Annotated in this window: 14 protein-coding genes; 8 read left to right on the forward strand and 6 right to left on the reverse strand. The window is 54.7% G+C overall.

Annotated elements, in window-relative coordinates:
* Positions 1 to 287 precede the first annotated feature (287 nt).
* The 7 genes from ACQUTD_RS07360 (at position 288) to eutC (ending at position 7,209) form a co-directional block, all read left to right on the forward strand.
* Positions 288 to 953, forward strand: a complete 666-nt coding sequence (locus ACQUTD_RS07360) for a PIG-L deacetylase family protein (protein WP_072567480.1) — start codon at positions 288 to 290, stop codon at positions 951 to 953.
* Positions 954 to 959: 6 nt separating this feature from the next.
* A complete protein-coding gene (locus ACQUTD_RS07365; RefSeq protein WP_318363195.1) occupies positions 960 to 2,156 on the forward strand; it encodes a glycosyltransferase family 2 protein in 1,197 nt (398 codons plus the stop codon).
* A complete protein-coding gene (locus ACQUTD_RS07370; protein ID WP_473274027.1) occupies positions 2,080 to 2,805 on the forward strand; it encodes a GlgC family sugar phosphate nucleotidyltransferase in 726 nt (241 codons plus the stop codon). The genes ACQUTD_RS07365 and ACQUTD_RS07370 overlap by 77 nt, the downstream gene beginning before the upstream one ends.
* Positions 2,720 to 3,496 carry a YaiO family outer membrane beta-barrel protein gene (locus tag ACQUTD_RS07375; RefSeq protein WP_473385626.1) on the forward strand — a complete coding sequence of 259 codons (777 nt, stop codon included), beginning with the start codon at positions 2,720 to 2,722 and terminating at the stop codon, positions 3,494 to 3,496. The genes ACQUTD_RS07370 and ACQUTD_RS07375 overlap by 86 nt, the downstream gene beginning before the upstream one ends.
* A 162-nt stretch (positions 3,497 to 3,658) precedes the next feature.
* On the forward strand, positions 3,659 to 5,038 hold the full coding sequence (gene eat / locus ACQUTD_RS07380) for an ethanolamine permease (RefSeq protein ID WP_473274024.1): 1,380 nt from the start codon (positions 3,659 to 3,661) through the stop codon (positions 5,036 to 5,038).
* Between the two features lie 9 nt (positions 5,039 to 5,047).
* Positions 5,048 to 6,436 (forward strand): ethanolamine ammonia-lyase subunit EutB, encoded by a 1,389-nt coding sequence (locus tag ACQUTD_RS07385; protein ID WP_473274023.1) that lies wholly within the window; start codon positions 5,048 to 5,050, stop codon positions 6,434 to 6,436.
* Positions 6,433 to 7,209 carry an ethanolamine ammonia-lyase subunit EutC gene (eutC, locus tag ACQUTD_RS07390; protein WP_321988683.1) on the forward strand — a complete coding sequence of 259 codons (777 nt, stop codon included), beginning with the start codon at positions 6,433 to 6,435 and terminating at the stop codon, positions 7,207 to 7,209. Before ACQUTD_RS07385 ends, eutC begins: the two co-directional genes overlap by 4 nt.
* A gap of 7 nt (positions 7,210 to 7,216) precedes the next feature.
* Here the strand turns inward: eutC and ACQUTD_RS07395 are convergent, their stop codons facing one another.
* From ACQUTD_RS07395 to ACQUTD_RS07415, 5 genes are all read right to left on the reverse strand, one after another.
* Positions 7,217 to 8,113: a helix-turn-helix transcriptional regulator gene (locus ACQUTD_RS07395; protein ID WP_072567474.1), complete on the reverse strand. Its 897-nt coding sequence runs from the start codon at positions 8,111 to 8,113 to the stop codon at positions 7,217 to 7,219.
* A gap of 111 nt (positions 8,114 to 8,224) precedes the next feature.
* Entirely contained in the window at positions 8,225 to 9,442 is a 1,218-nt protein-coding gene (locus ACQUTD_RS07400) for a diguanylate phosphodiesterase (protein ID WP_321988682.1), read from the reverse strand.
* Positions 9,443 to 9,490: 48 nt separating this feature from the next.
* A complete protein-coding gene (locus ACQUTD_RS07405) occupies positions 9,491 to 10,816 on the reverse strand; it encodes a sensor domain-containing diguanylate cyclase (protein ID WP_234007221.1) in 1,326 nt (441 codons plus the stop codon).
* A gap of 424 nt (positions 10,817 to 11,240) precedes the next feature.
* A complete protein-coding gene (locus ACQUTD_RS07410; protein WP_318373614.1) occupies positions 11,241 to 11,564 on the reverse strand; it encodes an AzlD domain-containing protein in 324 nt (107 codons plus the stop codon).
* A 1-nt stretch (position 11,565) separates the two neighbouring features.
* Positions 11,566 to 12,300, reverse strand: coding sequence for an AzlC family ABC transporter permease (locus tag ACQUTD_RS07415; RefSeq protein ID WP_321988681.1), 735 nt, complete (start codon positions 12,298 to 12,300; stop codon positions 11,566 to 11,568).
* Between the two features lie 326 nt (positions 12,301 to 12,626).
* On the opposite strand from ACQUTD_RS07415, the gene ACQUTD_RS07420 reads away from it, so the two are divergent.
* On the forward strand, positions 12,627 to 13,103 hold the full coding sequence (locus ACQUTD_RS07420) for a YciE/YciF ferroxidase family protein (protein ID WP_072567469.1): 477 nt from the start codon (positions 12,627 to 12,629) through the stop codon (positions 13,101 to 13,103).
* A gap of 62 nt (positions 13,104 to 13,165) precedes the next feature.
* On the opposite strand, the gene ACQUTD_RS07425 is transcribed toward ACQUTD_RS07420, so the two are convergent.
* Positions 13,166 to 13,438 carry a hypothetical protein gene (locus ACQUTD_RS07425; RefSeq protein ID WP_318363186.1) on the reverse strand — a complete coding sequence of 91 codons (273 nt, stop codon included), beginning with the start codon at positions 13,436 to 13,438 and terminating at the stop codon, positions 13,166 to 13,168.
* Positions 13,439 to 13,548 lie beyond the last annotated feature (110 nt).

A 13,548-nucleotide genomic window follows, 5' to 3' on the forward strand; every position in this document is an offset into this window, starting at 1 on the left:
AAAAATTGAGAAAATGAGCGCAGGAATATATTTACCAGACAATTAATAAATCTTGTTAAAAGATGTCCTAAAACATAATGATTGACACCTACCCTACCCCAAATTAATATCCTTAACGTTCTCAACTTCTAATTTTATTCAAGATAAAATCATGCCTGTTGTTTATAAAATGCAAACTATCGACAAAGGACATTTTACTACGCTCAGAAACACAATAGCCCGCGCACCCGCACCATTATAAAAACAACAAAAAACTACAATAAAGGATGACTATTGTGGATAGTAAAATGCACGTCGGTATTTCTGATCATTTTATACAAAACCGTAAACCCGGTATTCTGGCAATTGGCGCGCACCCGGATGATATTGAACTTGGCTGCGGTGCGACCCTGGCTAATCTTGCTGCAAAAGGCTTTCACATTACCGCTATTATTCTTACTGCGGGTAATGCCGGTTGCCCTGCGGGAATAAGCCGTCATGATGAATCCCGGCTGGCGCTTAACACACTGGGCTGTCAGGATTTATTTCCGTTTCATTATCAGGATACCCGCACCGATCATTATCTGGATGCTATTATCAACAGCATCGGTGAAGTGATAAAAGCACAGGAAGACGCTGGTATCAGGTTTGTGCGTACTTACACCATGCACGATAAAGACCGCCATCAGGACCACCGCGCAACCTATCAGGCCTCGATGGTCGCCTGTCGCACCATACCGCAAATATTGTGTTATGAAACGCCAAGCTGTCGTCTGTCTTTTATTCCGCAAGCCTTTGAAGAGTTTGATGAGAAGGCGCTGACGAATAAAATTGCCGCCCTTAAATTTCATCAAAGCCAGAAACATCGCGATTATATGCAGCCTGAGTCCATAAGAGCGCTGGCTCAATTTCGTGGTTTACAGGCAGGCATGAATTTGTGCGAAGGTTTCGTTGTGCAAAAAATGATTTTGTGAGAAAAAATGAAAACTATCATTTTTATTATGATGAGTATCACTATCCTTTGCTGGATCCTGCTGCGCTTAAATAAAAAACCCAGCCGGCGATATGGTGAAGTGGATGCCATTATTCCCGCCTATAACGAAGGCCCCTGCCTCGCCCAGTCACTGGATAATCTGCTGCGTAATCCTTATTTCCGCACGGTCATTTGCGTCAATGATGGCTCAACCGATAATACAGAAGCCGTAATGGCGCAGGTGAAAAAAAAATGGGGCGACCGTTTTATTGCCGTGACGCAAAAAAATACCGGCAAAGGCGGCGCGCTGATGAATGGTCTGCAATACGCCACCTGCGATCAGGTTTTCCTGAGCGATGCCGACACCTGGGTGCCCTACGATCAGGACGGGATCGGCTACATGCTGGCGGAAATTGACAGCGGCGCGGATGCCGTTGGCGGTATCCCATCAACCCACCTGCAGGGTGCGGGCATTCTTCCCCATATTCGCGCCACGGTAAAGCTGCCGATGATTGTCATGAAGCGCACCTTACAGCAGTTTCTCGGCGGCGCGCCCTTCATCATCAGCGGGGCCTGCGGCATGTTCCGTACCCGGGTACTGCGTAAATATGGCTTTTCCGATCGCACCAAAGTTGAAGATCTCGATCTCTCCTGGACGCTGATCGCCAACGGTTATTGCATCCGCCAGGCCAATCGCTGCGTGGTTTACCCCCAGGAGTGCAATACCTTTCGGGATGAGTGGAAACGCTGGCGACGCTGGATTGTGGGTTACGCCGTCTGCATGCGTTTGCATAAATCGCTGATCTTAAGCCGCTTCGGCATATTTTCAATCCTGCCCATGGTGCTGGTGGTGATTTACGGCGTCATGACCTACGCGATGGTCTGGACGTGGAGCATCATTACGCACGGGCCCATAGGGATTGTGGAGTCTGTCTTCCCGCTGATCTGGGTGGGGATCGTCTGTGTGATCGGCACCTTCAGCGCCTGGTATCATCGCTGCTGGCTATTAATTCCGCTGGCGCCTCTCTCTGTGTTTTACGTATTACTGGCCTACGCCATATGGATGGTTTATGGAATTATTGCCTTTTTCACTGGACGTGAACCTCAGCGCGACAAACCCACCCGTTATGCTGCCGTGGTGGAAACGCCGCCCGCTGCAACCGGCAAACCTGTCGCCGCTGATGATCAGCTATCTCAGGCTTGAGCCTTCGGCAACCGCTCCTGTGGAGATTGCCCCGACGGCGCTGATCGACGAAAGCGCGGGGGAAGTCCGCATCGGCCAGGGCACAAAAATTTGCCACGGCGCGGTGATCCAGGGGCCCGCGGTGATAGGCGCTCATTGCCTGATCGGCAACTACGCCTTTATTCGTCCCGGCAGCGTGCTGAGTAACAATGTCAGGGTGGGCTTCGCCACTGAAATCAAAAACGCGGTCATTGAAAAGAACGTCGCCATTGGGCCGCAATGTTTTATTGCCGACTCGGCGATCGGGCAGGACGCCTATCTGGGGGCGCAGGTACGCACCAGCAACCACCGGCTTGATGGCAAAACCGTCAGCGTCGATATAGCCGGAGAGCGGATCGACACCGGCTGTGAAAAGCTCGGCGCCTCGATTGGCCGGGGTGCGCGGCTGGGCATCCAGGTAATCATTTTGCCAGGGCGCATTATCGCGCCGGATACCCTGCTGGGGCCGCGTATTCTGGTGGAAAAGAATCTGCCATCCGGCCGCTACAGCCTGAAACAGGAAATCATTCATAAGGAGATGACAGATGAGGCGAATTGCGCTGGCAATAACGGCACCCCTGATGTGCGCGCCGTTGCACGCGGAGCTGACCAGCCTGACCGCCGGCTATGATTTTAACGACTATTCCGGCTCCCATGGTTCGCGGAATATGCTGTTTGCTGAAATCAAAAATACGCTGGATAAGGGCGCGCTGGTGGTTAATCTCAGTGAAGGGGAGCGGGAATACGCGGCCGGTGAACGCTATCACAGCGTGCGGGGCCGCGCGTCCCTCTGGCATCGCTGGAATGACAGGCTGTCCACCCGCAGCAGCATCGCGCTGGCAGAAGATACGCCCGTTTTCGCCCGCCAGGATCTCCAGCAGGATGTAACGCTCAAAGTGCTTAAACCACTGCTGGTCACGGGAGGCTATCGCACTGCCCGGTATTATGGCGGCGTCGATGTGGACGCCTGGTCCGCAGGATTAACGTATTACGCGGGGCCGACCATCACTAACTGGCGTTATACCTGGTACGACTCACACGGCGCCGGGGACAGCTACAGTCATGTGGTGTCGCTGAAACTCAACGACGCCGCTGGCAAAGGCAGCACCCAGATGTGGTTTGCCTGGGGCAGCGGTGCCTATAACTATGACTGGGCGCCGGAGAGCTACACCGGCACCACGCAAAGCGTCAGCCTGCGCCGCGTACAGCCTCTGAATGCGCACTGGGTGCTGGGCATTACCCTCGGCAAGCAGTGGTACGATATGCCGCTGGAAAACTATACTGGCGTCAATGCGGCGCTTGATCTCACCTGGATATTTTAATCGCCCTTTCACTACGCCGGAGCAAACTGCACCGTCATAACGTTCATGACGGTGCAGTGGGTGTTCACCTTTACGCTATCCACATGAAAATGATGAGGTTTATTTCTGGCATCGCCTTTGCAACGCCTTTTCCGACTGGGTTTAATGGCGAGGCACTTCACGATGAACACAGAAACAACCACGTTAAAAAGAACGCTCGGCAGCTTCCGTCTGTGGGGCATTGCTGTTGGACTGGTGATTTCAGGGGAATATTTCGGCTGGAGCTACGGCTGGTCGCAGGCGGGCACGCTCGGTTTTTTGATTGTCGCCCTGCTGATCGCCGCCATGTACTGCGCCTTTATTTTTAGCTTTACGGAGCTTACCACCGCCATTCCTCATGCCGGTGGGCCTTTTGCTTATGCGTATCGCGCCTTCGGGCCGACCGGCGGGTTTATTGCCGGATTCGCCACGCTGATCGAATTCGTGTTTGCGCCACCGGCGATCGCCATGGCGATTGGCGCCTACCTCAACGTTCAGTTCCCGTCGCTCGATCCAAAATGGGTGGCCTGCGGCGCTTACGTCATCTTTATGACGCTGAACATTCTGGGCGTCGGCATCGCCGCCACCTTTGAGCTGATCGTCACCCTGCTGGCGATTTTCGAACTGCTGGTGTTTATGGGCGTGGTCGCGCCTGGCTTCTCATGGGACAACTTTACCGCCCACGGCTGGGCTGGCGCGGAAAGCTTCAGCAGCCTGGCGCTGCCGGGGATGTTTGCCGCCATCCCCTTTGCCATCTGGTTTTTCCTCGCCATCGAAGGCGCATCCATGGCGGCCGAAGAAGCCAAAGATCCCCAGCGCACCATTCCCCGCGCGCTGGGCGGCGGTATTCTGACGCTCACCGTGCTGGCAGTCGGCGTGATGATATTTGCCGGCGGCGTCGGCGACTGGCGCGCCCTGTCGAACATTAACGATCCGCTGCCGCAGGCGATGAAAGCGGTGGTCGGCAGCAGCAGCGGCTGGCTGCACATGCTGGTATGGCTCGGGCTGTTTGGCCTGGTGGCGTCATTTCATGGCATCATCATGGGCTATTCCCGCCAGATCTACTCTCTGGCCAGGGCGGGTTACTTACCGGCGCGGCTCGCCACCCTTAACCGCCGCACCCGCACGCCTCATCTGGCGATCCTCGCGGGCGGCGTGGTGGGGATCGCAGCGATCTTCTCCGATTCGCTCATCACCATCAGCGGTATGCCGCTTACCGCCTGCATTGTGACGATGTCGGTATTTGGCGCTATTGTTATGTATATCACTTCCATGGCCGCGCTGTTCAAACTACGCCGCAGCGAACCCCGGCTGATCCGGCCGTTTCGCGCGCCGCTGTTCCCGTATGCGCCAGCCTTCGCGCTCGCGATGGCGGTGCTCTGTCTGGTGGCGATGGTCTGGTATAACCCGCTGCTGGCGCTGATTTTTGCCGCCATGATGCTCGCGGGTTATGTGTGGTTTCGCAAAACTGCGTCGGCCCGCGAGCAGGCGGCGCTGGATCCGCAATTGCGGGCGATCTCCTGAGGAGACACCATGTATAAAACCACTCTGGCGCACCGGACCTACCGCTTCGCCAGCCTGAAAGATCTGCTGGCGAAAGCGTCCCCGGCGCGCTCCGGGGATGTGCTGGCGGGCGTCAGTGCAGAGTCTGCGGAAGAACGCATGGCGGCAAAAATGGCGCTGGCGGAGGTGCCGCTGCGTAACATCCTTGCGGATCCGCTTATCCCCTACGAGCAGGACGAAGTTACCCGGCTGATTATCGATACCCATGACCAGGAGGCCTTTCGCGACATCAGTCACCTGACGGTGGGAGATTTTCGCGACTGGCTGCTGGAGGACAGTACCGACACGCAGACATTAAGCCGCGTCGCCCGCGCCATCACGCCGGAAATGGCGGCGGCCGTCAGCAAAATTATGCGCAACCAGGATCTGATCCTCGCCGCCAGTAAATGCCGGGTAATCACCCGTTTTCGCAACACCATCGGTCTGCCGGGGCACCTTAGCGTGCGCCTGCAACCGAATCACCCTACGGACGATCTGAAAGGTATTGCCGCCAGTATGCTCGACGGCCTGCTGTACGGCGCAGGTGACGCGGTAGTGGGAATTAATCCCGCCAGCGACAGCCTGCCGGTGCTGGAGCGGCTGAATCATATGATGGCGGATATCATTGACCGCTTTGCGATCCCCACCCAGTCCTGCGTGCTGACGCACGTCACCAACACGCTGCAATTGATCGAACGCGGCGCGCCTGTCGATCTGGTATTTCAGTCGGTGGCAGGCACCGAAGCGGCGAATAGCGGTTTTGGCATCAATCTGGCGTTGCTGCGCGAGGCGCAGGAGGCGGCGCTGAGTCTCGGACGGGGTACGCTCGGCAGTAACCTGATGTATTTTGAAACCGGCCAGGGCAGTTGCCTGTCGGCGGGAGCGCATCACGGCGTCGATCAGCAAACCTGCGAAGCGCGGGCCTACGCGGTGGCGCGACACTTTGATCCGCTGCTGGTGAATACCGTGGTGGGCTTTATTGGCCCGGAATATCTCTATGACGGCAAACAGATCATCCGCGCCGGGCTGGAAGATCACTTCTGCGGCAAACTGATGGGATTGCCGATTGGCTGCGACGTCTGCTACACCAACCACGCTGAGGCGGATCAGGATGACATGGATACCCTGCTTACGCTGCTGTGCAACGCCGGGCTGACCTTCCTGATTGGCGTGCCGGGCGCGGATGACATCATGCTCAATTATCAGAGCACCTCCTTTCACGATGCGCTCTACGCCCGGCGTCTGCTCGGCCTGAAACATGCCCCGGAGTTCGCCGAATGGCTGACCCGTATGCAGATCATCGACAATAGCGGCCAGCTGCGCTTAACCGGTGCCAGTCACCCGTTGCTCAGCATCCTGCCGCAGGGAGCGACAGTATGAAAAATCCCGATGCCTGGTCATTGTTGCGGGAATTTACCGATGCGCGTATCGCCCTCGGCCGCAGCGGGGCCAGCCTGCCGACCCGCGAGGTACTGAATTTTGGTCTCGCCCATGCGCAGGCGCGCGACGCCATCCACCAGCCCTTTGACAGCCGCTCGCTGGAAAACGAATTAGCGGCGCTCGGCCTGCAAACCCTGACCGTCCACAGCGCGGCGGCGGATCGGCATATTTATTTAAATCGCCCGGATCTGGGGCGCAAACTGAGTGAGGAGAGCCGTGACGCACTGCGCGATCATCCCGTTGCCGCACACGATCTGCTGCTGGTGATTGGCGACGGGCTCTCGTCCCATGCGGTGCATCGCCAGGCGGTGCCGCTGATCGCCGCCCTGCTGCCGTATCTGCACACGCTGGGATTGTCCCTCGCGCCTGTGGTACTGGCGCATCAGTCACGGGTCGCGCTGGGGGATGACATCGGCGAAACGCTGAACAGCCAGGCGGTGGCGATTTTGATTGGCGAGCGCCCCGGCCTGTCGTCGCCGGACAGCCTGGGCGTTTACCTGACGTGGAAACCGGGCCGCACGCGGCTGGAGTCGGAGCGCAACTGCATTTCCAATATCCGTCCGGAAGGGCTGTGCCACGACGCGGCGGCGTTTAAGCTGGCATGGCTGCTGGAGCAGGCGTTTTTACGCCGTCTGACCGGCGTAAAACTAAAGGATGAAAGCGATAATCCGGCGCTGCACGGCCTGGTGAAGCCGCGCGTGCCGCTGACCTGAAACGCGTTTACGCCGTCAGCCAGCTTTTGATCTCCGCTTCCATTTCGCTTTGCAGTGATGCAGGGGCGAGGATCTTCAGGTGCGGGATCCAGTACTGCACCACCGGCAGGATCTCTTTTTTATGCGCTACCTGAGTGGTGACGATCAGTCCGCCATCGGCGGTGTGCTGTTCGATCACCTGCTCGTTGAGCAGATCCCGGCGCTGGAAATACTCCGCCACCTCCGGCGCCACGCTGAGCGTCACGCTGAACTTATCTTCCACGCCCCACACGCTCGGTTCCTGACGCATTTTTGCCAGTAGTTCTCCATCCGGCTCAAAGGTTTCAAAGGTACAATCCAGCGCGGTGATCTTGGTTAAGGTGAAGTTTTTCATGCGGTTTTCATGACGCGCCGCCAGGTACCAGATGCCGTTCAGATTGGTGAGCTGATAAGGCTCCACCGCATAACGGCGCTCCTCGTTACGACGCAGGTAGCGGAAGTTGACGCAGCAGTGCTCGTCAATGGCGCGCTGTAAACGGGAAAAGTGAACGGCCTGAAGTTCGCTGTCAATATAGCGATGCCCGTGTACCGTGATGGTCTGACTGGCGGTGGCCGAATGCATGGATGACAGCATGCGCTTATTAAAGCCCGGAAACAGTTCGCTGACGCCCGCCAGCCGCGCAAAGAGATCGATGCTGTTGGCATCGAAGCGTCCCAGCAGTCCGGGCGCAATTTTGTAACCGCCGCGTTCCGCCTGTGGCTCAATATCCAGAAAACTCAGGCGTTCGAGAATATCGCGCTTAATGGTGCGCGGATGCACGCCATACTCTTCCGCCAGTTGGTTTACGTACAGCGTCTCGCCATTATTAAAACGCCCGAGAATTTCCCCAAGACGCGTAGCCAGCAGTTGGTGTTTATTTTCCATAATGCGGATCCTTGCCAGACATTAAATATAACCCTGCAAAGCATAACGGCATTATCGGGCGGATCTTTAGGGTTAAGGCGCAGATAAATCAACAGGATGGAAAAAGCGGCGTCAGTTTTTGATTTTTACCGGCCAGCGGATTGGCGGTACACGGTTGAGACCCGGACGCGCAAATAAATATCCCTGGAAATGTTTAATGCCTGCGGCCTCCAGCCAGCACCACTCTTCAACCTTTTCGACGCCCTCCGCCACCACGTCGATCTCCAGCTCGGCACAGCATTTTATGATGGCATTGAGGATCGCCTGCTGCGGGCCGTGCAGGTGAATATCGGTAATAATGCTGCGATCGATTTTCAGCTCGCCGGGCTGGAATTTGGTTAATAATGACAGCCCCGCAAAGCCCGCACCGAAATCGTCGATTGCAAGGCCAATCCCCGCCGAGCGCAGTTGCATAATGGCAAAGGCGAAGGCGTCGTAGCCGGAAATCACTTCATCTTCCGTCACCTCGACGATCACCTGTTCCGGCACCAGGCCGTTGCGGGTAATTTGATCGAGCAGGATATTTACCGCGTCAGGGATTTTGACCAGCGACATCGGCAACAGGTTAATGGAAAGTTTATTGCTGCCAATGCCGATTTTTTTCGCAAGCGCAAAAGCATACTCCTTGGACAGCAAATCAGCCTCGTGAATTTTCCCCGGCGGTATGGAGGCAAAATAATCATGAGGCGAACCGCCGGTGGGACTGCGGATCAGCGCTTCAAAGGAGCTAATTTGCCCGCGCAGCGGCTCGACAATCGGCTGGATGGCAAACTGGCAGGGCTGATCGGCAAACAGCATCGCCTGCGGTTGCGTGAAGGTCAAATTTTCCGCAACAAATTCCCAGTTAGCGGGCTCTGAGAGCCGTGGATTGATATCGCGCCAGCGCCCGCGCATAAAGGACTTAATAAACTTGTACACCCGGGCATCGCTGGCGAGTCTGAAATTCAGCGCCCCGGCGCTGATCACCGAGCGCAGGATGGCGCGCGGATTGCCGGTGCGTAAATCATACAGCGCCATGCCGTTAGTCTGGAAATGGCGTTTTGGCGCATAGTCGCGCATCAGTTCGACCACGGAGTCGTGGCGTGGATCGGCGTTAATGCTTTCGTACAGCTGGTTAACCTTCTCCAGCGGGCCTTCCAGCACCTGCAAAAAATGGCTACCGTCAAACAGCAGGATGCCAGAGATACCCATAGCGGCGTTACGGGTCCGGGAGACGCATACCAGTTCGCTCAGCTTTGAGGGGTCAAAGCTGCTTGTCAGGCGACTCCGGTAAATCAGGGTAGAAATCATGCTCCAGATCCTAAAAAACGGTTAACAACATCAGTATAACGTGCAGGGCTAATGGCCTTCCGGCTCCCGGGAAATAACCACCCGGTTTCTGCCCTGATTTTTCGCGGCATACAGCGCGTTATCCGCGCGGCGAATTAAGCCACTGGCAATAATAGGCAGCGGTTTGTCCTGCGGCAGCGTTTTGCTGCCATTGAGCGTGGCGACGCCGATGCTGATAGTTAAAAAACCGGTCGGGCTTGCGGCATTCGGGATCCGCAGCGCCTCAATACTTTCACGCAGCCCCTCGGCAATGGCCTGCGCTTCCTCGCGATCGGTGCAGGGTAAAATGACCAGAAACTCTTCGCCGCCGTAACGGCTGACGTTATCATCGGGCCGGTGACGCACGGCAGTCAGCGCGTTAGCGACATCCCGCAGGCAGGCATCCCCTGCCTGGTGGCCCTGACTGTCGTTAAAACGTTTGAAATAATCAATATCCGCCAGACAAACCGACAGAAAATAGCCCTTTTCACAGGCGCGGATAATTTCACGGTTCAGGCACTCGTCCATAAAGCGACGATTGAACAGCCCGGTGAGATAGTCATGCTGGGCGTGCTGCTGTAATACCTGATTGGCATCCGCCAGTTTTTGTTCGGCCTGATACCGTTCGGTCACATCCACCCAGGTGACGGACAGCCCGACAACGTTACCCGCCGCATCATGTACCGGCACCGGATGCAATGAGAAGGTACGCCCTTCCCAGTGGGTTTCGCGCCCGGCGAGTTCAGCGCCGCTATCCGCCAGCGTAAAATCCCGCTCGAAGTGCTGCCAGCAGGCCGGCATCAGCTCAACAACAGGTTTGCCGTTTATTTCATTGCTGGTGCGGTTTAACAGCCGCGCCATGGCTTTGTTGGACATCACCATCTGCCCGTTGCGGTCGATCATGCACAGCGCCACCGGCGTGGTATCGTAGATGGTTTCCAGTTGCAGGACGCGTTCGCCCAGGGTGGAGATATTGCGATCCACACCCCGATAGCCACGCAGTTCGCCCTTCTCGTCGAACAGCGGAATGCCGCTGGTTTCCAGCACGATCACTTCCCCGTCCGCCCGCTTATTGCGGTTAACCAGCCCGGAAAAGGGGATCTGCTGCTGCACAATAGCCAGAAACGCACCGGCCACCCGCTCGGCCTCACCCGGCGGCATAAAATCAAAGGGCGTACAACCAATCACTTCGTCCGGCGTGTATCCCAGCAGACTGGTGACCACCTCCGACGACCAGGTATAACGTCCCTGCGCATCCACTTCCCAAATCCAGTCGGAATTATGATTAAGCAGATCGTTCAGGTGTTTCAGGTCTACATCCCTGGGATTAAAGGTTTTTTTATCATCAGTCATCATTTTTACTGGCGTTGCTCCCGAAAGCGAACAGCGATCATTAACACAGGCACAGCCTCTGACTGAGGGTAATGAGAATAATCATTCAGGCCTCGCGAATTGCATGTAGATTATTGTTTCTATTACATCCAGAAACCAACAGCGGTTAAGCATATTTCATTTTTACGTGCTGGCGGATGCGTAGTTATCTCATTTAGGCAAATTCGCACTACCTGAATTGGGGATGTGACATGCTCGGAATATTTATATCATCGAAATTAAAATGGTTAAATAGGGCTATTCACTTTTAATTATTGTGGCTTTTACATTACAAAACGCGCTTAGCGCAAATTTCATTTATTATGGCGCGATCTGGCCGCCGTCCATGGCGCAGGAGAGGTTATCCCCTGCGCCAGAAAAGCTGTGACTAAAAGTAACAGGTAAAAAATTATAGCCAGCTCAGTAATTGCAGCACGGAAAAAGCGACCATACCGCTAATCACGGTGGCGAATAAGCTGCGGGTAAGCGCGCCGACCAGGGTTGCGACAATCGCCGCCAGCAGCGATACGCTGAGCCCGGAGGCGGTCATCGCTGGTTTCTGAAGCAGCTCAGTCACCACGATGGCGGTCATAATTCCGGAGGGAATAAAAGCCAGCCATTGTTGCAGCGTGAAGGATAAACGCATACGGGATAATAACAATAACGGCAGGACGCGCATGGCAGCAGTAACAATCGACACCAGCGCAATTGCCAGAATAATATTTCTGTCCATGTTATTTGCCCCTTTTTTCCATTTTGATCAACACCAGTGTCGCCAGGGTAGCTGCCGCTGAAGCGGCAAAAATAACAACCAGGCTGGTGTTCGACCATGAGTGAAATAACAGGGTTATGACCATCGCGGTGACGATAGTCAGCGTTTCCAGACGTTGTCGTTTACTGGCAAACCAGGTCATCAGGATCAGCCCGATAAACATCGATACCAGGCTAAAGCTCAGGCCTTCCATCAGTGCAGCAGGCAGCGACGACGCCAGCCAGGCTCCCAGTACGCAGGAGATGATCCAGTTAATCCAGGCCGTGAGGTTCAGGCCAAGCATCCATTTAAAGGGAATTTCACCTGCTTCACTACCATACTGTACGGCCACGCCAAAGGTTTCATCGGTCAACAGCAGGCCGCTGACAATTTTCTGATACGTGGTGCTGTGCTGGAAAAAGAGGCTGACAGAGGAACTCATCAACAGATAACGCAGGTTGACGAGCAGCACGCTCAGCACGATGGAGGCGGTTTCTGCCCCGGCGGCCCATAAGGAGTAAAAAAGGAAATGCGCGGAGCCCGCGTAAAGACACCCTGCCAGCAGCGTGATTTGCACAACAGAAAAGCCGGATAACGTCCCTATCGCGCCTGCCGCGATACCGATACTCCAGTAGCCGGGGAGCGTAGGGAAACAGGCCTGGGCACCTGCCCGGAACAGCGACGGCTGCCCGGTACGGGTGTGGATATTCGAAAGCATCGTTCTTTCCTCAACGACTTCATTACAACGTATGTTGAAGTGTATCGTTTTCCGTACAGGATTAAAGGAAAATTCTGGCTTGCCAACTTATCATACCGCTGTTCTGGTATTTCCCGGCCCGGCAATTAATAAAGAAGTATTACTTTCACATAGTTTATACAGGTGACGTAATTATCCCCCGCCTGATTTTCCCCAGGAATCATCCCATAATCTAAATTTTTATTTTCATTGCAAATTTTGAGGATCGTCTAAACTGAAACCTGACCATCGCGTAATCCCGCATAATTTGCGGATTGTTTCTCCAATGATTATTTAAGGAATACAAAATGACCATTAAGACTTTAGAAGATTTATTCATTCACGATTTATCAGACGTTTACAGCGCTGAGAAGCAAATTACGCGTGCCCTGCCGAAAATGGCTCGCGCAGCCACCGATGAGAAACTGGTCGCCGCGTTCAAACAACACCTTGAAGAGACGCAAGGTCAGATTGAGCGTCTTGATCAACTGGTGGAAGCCACTGAGGGTGTACGCATTAAGCGAATGAAATGCCATGCGTTAGAAGGTCTGGTCGAGGAAGCCCAGGAAATCATCGATTCTGTAGAAGCGGGCCCGGTACGTGACGCTGGTTTGATTGGCGCTGCGCAAAAGGTCGAGCACTATGAGATCGCCACTTACGGTACGCTTCGCGCACTGGCGGTGAAACTGGGTTATAAAGAAGCTGCCCGTTTACTGGGTGAAACGCTGGAAGAAGAAAAAGCCACAGATGAGAAACTGACGATCCTTGCTGAACAGCAGGCGTAATTTCATCTGCTGCTTTTAAGCAGTAAAAAGAAAGGCCGATCGTCCGATCGGCCTCTCTGAGATTATATTTGTTCCGTTTGTTCGCCGCTGCCGAAAATGCCACCCGTATAAACAGTGTCATTGCTTAATACAATGCTCGTCAGCGAGTTTCCAAAGGCGTCATAAGGCCCACCCAGTACACCAATCTCGTCATTGTTGTCGATTTCAAAGCCCTCAACAAAGCGCCAGAAACCCATTGTCTGCGTACCGGTGTCAAGGTTTTCTACTTCTTCATTCGTATAGAATGCGAGCTGCACGATACCTTTGTACCGGATCCGGTAAAAACCATTGTTCACATTTTCACCCTCAAAGGTATGAATAGAGATTATAGATGGTTTATACCAGACCGCCTTAAAATTGTGCTTTTTTAGCAGAATTATCTGAAAATTTTTTATTATCGTATCCG

This window comes from Enterobacter sp. K510 (assembly GCF_055804875.1).

Bases quoted from the DNA above. Each gene is read 5' to 3' on its own strand.
- ACQUTD_RS07385 (WP_473274023.1), top strand. From the start codon at position 5,048: ATGTATAAAACCACTCTGGCGCACCGGACCTACCGCTTCGCCAGCCTG.
- ACQUTD_RS07420 (WP_072567469.1), top strand. From the start codon at position 12,627: ATGACCATTAAGACTTTAGAAGATTTATTCATTCACGATTTATCAGAC.
- eat (WP_473274024.1), top strand. From the start codon at position 3,659: ATGAACACAGAAACAACCACGTTAAAAAGAACGCTCGGCAGCTTCCGT.
- ACQUTD_RS07360 (WP_072567480.1), top strand. From the start codon at position 288: ATGCACGTCGGTATTTCTGATCATTTTATACAAAACCGTAAACCCGGT.
- ACQUTD_RS07405 (WP_234007221.1), bottom strand. From the start codon at position 10,816: ATGATGACTGATGATAAAAAAACCTTTAATCCCAGGGATGTAGACCTG.
- ACQUTD_RS07370 (WP_473274027.1), top strand. From the start codon at position 2,080: ATGCTGCCGTGGTGGAAACGCCGCCCGCTGCAACCGGCAAACCTGTCG.
- ACQUTD_RS07415 (WP_321988681.1), bottom strand. From the start codon at position 12,300: ATGCTTTCGAATATCCACACCCGTACCGGGCAGCCGTCGCTGTTCCGG.
- ACQUTD_RS07400 (WP_321988682.1), bottom strand. From the start codon at position 9,442: ATGATTTCTACCCTGATTTACCGGAGTCGCCTGACAAGCAGCTTTGAC.
- eutC (WP_321988683.1), top strand. From the start codon at position 6,433: ATGAAAAATCCCGATGCCTGGTCATTGTTGCGGGAATTTACCGATGCG.
- ACQUTD_RS07375 (WP_473385626.1), top strand. From the start codon at position 2,720: ATGAGGCGAATTGCGCTGGCAATAACGGCACCCCTGATGTGCGCGCCG.
- ACQUTD_RS07410 (WP_318373614.1), bottom strand. From the start codon at position 11,564: ATGGACAGAAATATTATTCTGGCAATTGCGCTGGTGTCGATTGTTACT.
- ACQUTD_RS07365 (WP_318363195.1), top strand. From the start codon at position 960: ATGAAAACTATCATTTTTATTATGATGAGTATCACTATCCTTTGCTGG.
- ACQUTD_RS07395 (WP_072567474.1), bottom strand. From the start codon at position 8,113: ATGGAAAATAAACACCAACTGCTGGCTACGCGTCTTGGGGAAATTCTC.